General features: G+C 66.6%; 6 protein-coding genes and 1 pseudogene. 4 read left to right on the top strand and 3 right to left on the bottom strand.

Annotation, left to right across the window (positions count from 1 at the left end):
* Positions 1–198, bottom strand: a pseudogene (locus tag U9983_RS25405) (plasmid replication, integration and excision activator); the annotation flags it as partial.
* Between the two features lie 234 nt (positions 199–432).
* Here U9983_RS25405 and U9983_RS25400 point away from each other — a divergent pair.
* A complete protein-coding gene (locus U9983_RS25400; RefSeq protein WP_322756430.1) occupies positions 433–843 on the top strand; it encodes a helix-turn-helix transcriptional regulator in 411 nt (136 codons plus the stop codon).
* Between the two features lie 85 nt (positions 844–928).
* On the opposite strand, the gene U9983_RS25395 is transcribed toward U9983_RS25400, so the two are convergent.
* Positions 929–1,132: a hypothetical protein gene (locus tag U9983_RS25395; protein WP_322756429.1), complete on the bottom strand. Its 204-nt coding sequence runs from the start codon at positions 1,130–1,132 to the stop codon at positions 929–931.
* Entirely contained in the window at positions 1,129–1,419 is a 291-nt protein-coding gene (locus U9983_RS25390) for a hypothetical protein (RefSeq protein ID WP_322756428.1), read from the bottom strand. Before U9983_RS25390 ends, U9983_RS25395 begins: the two co-directional genes overlap by 4 nt.
* 316 nt (positions 1,420–1,735) lie before the next feature.
* Between U9983_RS25390 and U9983_RS25385 the strand changes: the two genes are divergently transcribed.
* Genes U9983_RS25385 through U9983_RS25375 form a run of 3 tightly spaced genes read left to right on the top strand, consistent with a single transcriptional unit; the run spans position 1,736 to position 4,186 of the window.
* On the top strand, positions 1,736–2,872 hold the full coding sequence (locus U9983_RS25385) for an AAA family ATPase (protein WP_322756427.1): 1,137 nt from the start codon (positions 1,736–1,738) through the stop codon (positions 2,870–2,872).
* Positions 2,853–3,449, top strand: coding sequence for a guanylate kinase (locus tag U9983_RS25380; protein WP_322756426.1), 597 nt, complete (start codon positions 2,853–2,855; stop codon positions 3,447–3,449). The genes U9983_RS25385 and U9983_RS25380 overlap by 20 nt, the downstream gene beginning before the upstream one ends.
* A complete protein-coding gene (locus U9983_RS25375; protein ID WP_322756425.1) occupies positions 3,446–4,186 on the top strand; it encodes a hypothetical protein in 741 nt (246 codons plus the stop codon). Before U9983_RS25380 ends, U9983_RS25375 begins: the two co-directional genes overlap by 4 nt.
* The last annotated feature ends 612 nt before the right edge of the window (positions 4,187–4,798 follow it).

The raw sequence follows: 4,798 nt of genomic DNA, 5'->3' as shown, positions 1-4,798 counted from the left end.
CCCCGCCCGTGCATTCGGGTCCGCGTCCATCACCCGCACCGCCCACAGCAGCTCACCGGTTTCCTTGTCCCGCTCCTGCGCATCCGGCGCCCCCGCCTTCGACTTCTCAAAGTCGTTGGCCGCTTCCACGCCGAGCACGAACGCGCCATGGGGAAACACATCCACGAACGCCACCGGAATCCACCGCGGTATCGCCATCACATCCACCTTCCATCCCGTCATCGCTGGGGTGTGCGTGCTCCCCAGCCCGTGGGATACAGCATGTACCGCTCGCCAAGCGCTTTTCAAACGGTAGACCGTCGATGCATGTGAAGTCGGTATACGGCCATATCGACGAGGCATGGAAACACCGGGTACGGCGAGTTCTTATGCCGGGTCGATATGCGACCGGCAATACGGCACGCTCTTTGCTGGGAAGCTAAGATTCGGTACATGCTGGAACGGAGCACGCCTCGTGTCTACACGTCCCGGGGACAGGCTGAGGGTGAGAACTGGCCCGCCGTCGCCGTTGCGGTCAACGACCGTATGGCCGCCCTACGGATTGGACAGCAGGAACTCGCCGATCTGTCCGGCCTCTCGGTCTCGACCCTGCGCCTGGTGCAACACGGTGCCAGCCGACGGGTACAGAACAAGACGTTGACCGCCATCGCCCGTGCTCTCGATTGGCCCGACGACCATCTGATCCGGGTATTGGTCGGCAACCAGGTGTCGGACGCCCCTGGCGGTGCGACCGATCGGGAGATCCTCGCCGGTATCGGTCGCATCGAACAGCGTCTGGACGACCTCGCCCGCCGCCTGACAGTGGTCGAGGAGCTCGTCACCGCGGGCACGGCCCACAGGTAAGGGGCCAGAACCCCGGCAACGACCGTTGCCGCCTGCTGGGCTCTGACCCCTGTAGCTTCGCCGCTGTACCGGCCGCCGGCAAGGCTCAGTCGGATACCGCCGGTGGCGTCCCGTCCGGCTCCCACGGTGGCAGCAGCGCTCCTACCGGTCGGAATACGAGCGTCACCTCAACATCGCCCAGCGCTTCGGCGAACCCCACCCCGTCTGGCAGCGCTGCCCACGCGCGCATCACGTCCGCGGGACGGTCCACGGGATGGATCGTGACCGTGTACTGCTCCGGCTCGATCATCGCCCGCCCGCCTGACGCACCGATCGTGCCAGCGCCGCGCCCAGCAGCATCCGCCCGGTCGCCGGCGCCGTGACGGTGTTGACGAAGAAGAACAGCGGGCATACCTGGTAGTCGTGCCAGCCGCTCTCCACCGCGAACAGCTCCGCCGCCGCAGGGGAATCAAACGTGATCGTGGTGTCGCGGACCCGCCGGTCGTCGCCCGGCTCGAAGCGCACCACCCCGTACAGGACGGCCAACCGGTCATCCCCGGCCCCGTCGTCACCCGCGTTTCCGCCGCTTGCCGTCACTGGCCACACCATCCCGTCCACGCTGTCGGTTGGATGCCGACCCGGCCCCGCGGAGCAATGGGACGCAACACGGGACGGGGCCGGCTTGCGGGACAGCGTCACCGACCAGCAGTCGGTGACGGAATGCCGCAACGATATTGACTGTCGGTATGCGATGAGAGTGGTTGTGGCGGTAGACGAGCGCTCGACAACCGCTGGTGGAGCGCCTACCCGCCCGGTCCGGCGTCCTGCAACCGCTTGTGCGCGTTACGCTCATCGGGCTTGTTCCGCCCATGTGACCGTCGACCGCCTCCGGGCACCGGGAGAAGGCCCACGGATGATGCCCGAAACCCTGGCGCACCCCACGCCCTACACCGTCTCCGCCGCACTACTCGCCCGCGAGGAGATGCGCGCCGCGTGCACCGCGCGGGATTTCACCGCGATCTTCCTCCTGATCCGCAAATATGATCATGTTGGTCAGGATCGGATCGCCGCGTCCGTCGAGGGGTTCAGCCAGCCGCGTATCAGCCGCATCGTCACCGGGAAAGCCCAGGTCGAAGACCTCGACGTCATCGAACGTATCGCCGACGGCCTGCGCATACCCGGTGCCATGCTCGGACTCGCCGCCCGCATGTGGGAGATCGCACCGGACACCGCCCGTCCCCGTGGCCGTGATCCCCTCCGGGTCCCGGTGCATCTGCGTGACGCGATCGGTGTTCCCACCGACGCCCCGCCGGTCGACCCTCGCCACGACGAGGTCACCGACACGATTAACCGTCTGTTGGCGACCGTCGAGACACCCACCGACGACAGCGACGCGCCGATCGTCCTTCCCCCATGCGAGCTGAAGAAGCGGATCCTGTCTGCGTGGAGTTCCGGCCGGCCGCGGGAAGGCGCACCCGTCCTGGTCCTGGTCGCCGGCTTCGCGGGATCGGGCAAGACCGAGTTCGCCCGGTTCATCAGCGAGATCACCGGCTGGACGCTGGTCGACAAGGACACCCTCAGCCGGCCCCTGACCGAAAGTCTGTTGTTGGCGCTGGACGCCGACCCCAACGACCGGCACACCGCGACCTATCAGGACAAGGTCCGACCGCTGGAGTATCGCTGCCTGTTCGACGCGGTTTTTGACAACATCCAGCTTGGGATCTCTACCGTCGTCACCGCCCCGTTCCTTCAGGAAGTGGTCAGTGAATCGTGGCTACGTCGACTGAAGAGCCGTTGCGGCACGCGCGGCGTTGAGATCGCGGTCGTGTGGATGCGCTGTGACGTCGACTCGATGCGGGACTACCTGGAAACCCGCGACGCCGCCCGCGACTCGTGGAAGCTGTCCTACTGGGACGAGTACGTGGCCAGCGTTAATCTGGATCAACGTCCCGCGTGCACCCATTTCGTGGTCGACAACGGCCGGCACGCCAAGACCAACCTTGCCGACCAGGCCCGACAGCTCGCGAGCCGTGTCCGCGACGCCTCCTGACGCCATCGTGCTGTACGGACCACCGGCGGTCGGGAAGGACACTGTCACCGCTGCGTTGGCCGCCCTGGACGGTCGGTATGTCCATTTCGATCGGTTGAAGGCCGGGAACGGGAGGAATGCCGGCTACCGGCGGACCTCCGCCGGGCATCTCGCGCAGCTCCACAACCGGCATCTGATCGTCTACACGAACGAGCGGTACGGCAACATCTACGCCATCGACAGCCCACGACTCGACGAGATCATCACTGTGGGACAGGTCCCGGTCGTGCACCTGGGCCAGGTCGCCGGTATCCGCGCCCTCCGGACCGGCTACCCCGCACGATGGCTGACCGTTCTCCTGTGGTGCCCGCGCGAGGTCACCCGTGCCCGTCTCCGCGACCGAGGCAGCAGCGATCTCGACGAACGACTTCAGGTCTGGGACGAGACGCAGGCAGACCTAGCCACAGCCGAACCCGACACGTTCACCATGGTCCTACGCACCGACTGGCGGACACCGCCCGCGACCGCCGGTCTGATCCACCAGGCGCTGACCGGCGAGTCCGCCGACGCCCCACCGCTTCGGGACCCGATCGCGTGACTGTCCAGCTCGTCATACCCGCGCTCACGTTCCGCACCATCGACGGGACCATCAGCACCCTCGACACCGAGCGGTACGCCCGGCGCGCCGCCGCCACCTGGGCTGACCTGTTCATCCTGTCCGGCACCACCACCAACGGACATACCGCGACCACCGCTGAACGAGCCGCCACCATCGACATCTGGACGGCTGTGATCAGCCCGGAGCGGATCACCGCCTGTTGCTGGTCACCGGCCGACGTCACCGAGGCCGAGCGCCGCGGGATCACACCCATGGTCGTCCTACGAGACCTCCACACGATTGATCAGGCCCGCCGTTTCCTCGCCGCCCTGCCGCAGCCGAGCTATGTGTTTAGCCATCCCGAATTCAGCGGCCACACGCTCAGCCCGGAACTGGCACGCGTCGCGATCGAGCACGGCTGTCTTCCCCGCGGCGCGAAGGTGTCCAAGGTAAGCCCGGAGGATCTCGCGACACTTCGAGTAGCCACCGGCCCGACGTTCACTCTGTGGGACGGCACAGCTCGGCACATCGCCGCCAGCCTCACCGCCGGCGCCAACGGCATTGTTGCCGCGCCGCTCAGCCACATTCCCGAGCCGTTCCCCGCCCGTGATGTCCCTACGCTGCAAGATTCCATCGACCAGACCCAAACCGTTCTTGACCGGCTTCCCAACCGTGCAGCCCGCACAGACGCTCTGATCGACCTTGCCCGCCGAGGCAAGACCACACGATCGGCGTAAGCAGGTCTTCACGTTCGACCAGCCAAGGCACCACCAGGCATATGTCCGGCACACTGCCGAATTCCTCGGTTTAGGATCAAGGCGCGGCACGTGCCGCGCCGCGCGACCGCCTGCGCGCGGCCTGGCGGCCGTGCTCGCCGGGCGCGTCGCCAGCCCGTCACCGCGCATAACCCAGATCAGGAATGGCAAGTATTCCAGACACACCGGGACCCGTGGGCATGCCGGTCGGGCTGACCGCCGCCGGATAGGCGAATCCATGCCGTACCGAGCGGCATAGATTCGCGATGCTGGTTCTATTCCGTGATCCAGTTCACCGAACACCGGTGCACGTTCCGGGATGCGCAGCGACACGACCACCGGAGACCAGCACCGGGAACGCCAACGGCAGACGAAAAACGAGCAGGGGGCACGCCAGCGGGCAGCCGGGAGACAGGATCCGGTCGCTTCGCTCCCCGGGCAGCCCGACCCGCGCAGCTTGCCAGCCGGGACGCTGTCTCGGGTTGTTCCAGGATCCGTCAACAATTCCAAAAGGTCGAAGAGTCAGCCGTTATCAAGATCCGCCAGCGTGTCTCGGACCCCGATGGTCAGAGGGTGATCCTCCCCGAGAATCGT

This window comes from Protofrankia sp. Cas3 (assembly GCF_963555955.1).
Lineage (GTDB): Bacteria > Actinomycetota > Actinomycetes > Frankiales > Frankiaceae > Protofrankia.
The sequence above is the reverse complement of the archived record's forward strand: the minus strand, read 5'-3'. Positions and strand labels throughout refer to the sequence as shown.

Coding starts and splice junctions, on each gene's coding strand:
- U9983_RS25400 (WP_322756430.1), top strand. CDS start 433: ATGCTGGAACGGAGCACGCCTCGTGTCTACACGTCCCGGGGACAGGCT.
- U9983_RS25395 (WP_322756429.1), bottom strand. CDS start 1,132: ATGATCGAGCCGGAGCAGTACACGGTCACGATCCATCCCGTGGACCGT.
- U9983_RS25385 (WP_322756427.1), top strand. CDS start 1,736: ATGATGCCCGAAACCCTGGCGCACCCCACGCCCTACACCGTCTCCGCC.